Annotated in this window: 1 protein-coding gene; it reads right to left on the bottom strand. The window is 76.5% G+C overall.

Going from position 1 to position 1,095, the window contains the following annotated elements; all coding sequences use genetic code 11:
- A partial coding sequence (locus tag ESO86_RS19515; protein WP_242492445.1) for a DUF6049 family protein occupies window positions 1-1,027 on the bottom strand: 1,027 nt, incomplete at its 3' end.
- Window positions 1,028-1,095: the final 68 nt, after the last annotated feature.

Raw genomic sequence — 1,095 nt, 5'->3', positions numbered from 1 at the left:
CGAGCCGGAGCGGGTCCTGCAGCCGCCCGTCGGCGACGACCGCCCCGCGCCCGTCGATGGTCGCGGCCGCGTTCGCGGCCCCACCCGTCGGCTCGACGTTCCCGGGAGCCAGGATCGCGGTGGTCAGCCCGCCGGCCGCGAAGCGGTCGAGGTCGCCGGATGCCACGGTGTCGTCGGCCGGCCAGGCGAGGTCGGTCCGGGTGAAGTCCCAGTCGAGCAGCTCCGCATCGGTGGGCGCCTCGCCGGGCGCCGTCGTCGCACCGGCCGGGCCCTGCGGTTCGGCGAAGTCGGCGGGGTCGACGATGTCGGCGAACCCGATCGGTTCCAGCGGTGCGTCGAGCCCGGCCTGCGACTGCGCGGCGAGGTCGGCGTCGGCGTAGGCGAGCGGGAAGACCTCGTTCGGCATCTCCGCGAGCGCCTCGAGCCAGGACACGGCCGACTCCGGAGCGGAGGATCCGAGTGCGCGGATCGACACGGGGATGCGCGGGTCGATGCCCACCGCGACCCCGGCCCCCGAGACGGCCTCGAGCTGGCGGGTGAGCAGCCCGGTCGGGCCGGTCCACGACGCCAGGCGATCGGCGGGGAGGATGCCGCCCTCGTCCGCCGGCACGGTGAGCGGGTAGACGATCGCGAGCCCGGGGCGATCGTCGTCGGTCACGAGCGCGTTCGCGACGGCCGTGGTGCCGCCCGCGACATCCGCGCCGCCCGACTCGAGCGATGCGGCGAGCCCGATGGCCGGGTCGCCGGCGTCCGTGGCTCCGGCGGGGATCGTGAACTGCAGGGTCGTGGCCGCGCCCACGGGGAGGGCGTCTGTGGCGCGCTCGGAGACGGTCCGGGCGGATGCCGGCAGGCCGCCGTCGCTCGTCCACGCGTCGAGGTCGGCGGTGTCGTAGATGCCCGATGCGGCGACGCCGATCGAGAGCTTCCCGGCCGGGAGTGGGCCGTCTCCGCCGTTCACGATCTCGACGACCACGTCGATCGGCGCGCCGCCGGCCACGGAGGTGCCGTCGGCGGGGGCGACGCTCACGCGGACTCCGGCGACGGGCTCGGCCGCACGGGCGGTCGACGGACCGCTCGGGTCGCCGATCGGCGCGA

The organism is Agromyces binzhouensis (assembly GCF_004135055.1).
Taxonomy (GTDB): domain Bacteria; phylum Actinomycetota; class Actinomycetes; order Actinomycetales; family Microbacteriaceae; genus Agromyces; species Agromyces binzhouensis.
Note: the sequence above shows the minus strand (reverse complement) of the source record. Positions and strands in the feature narration are given on the sequence as shown.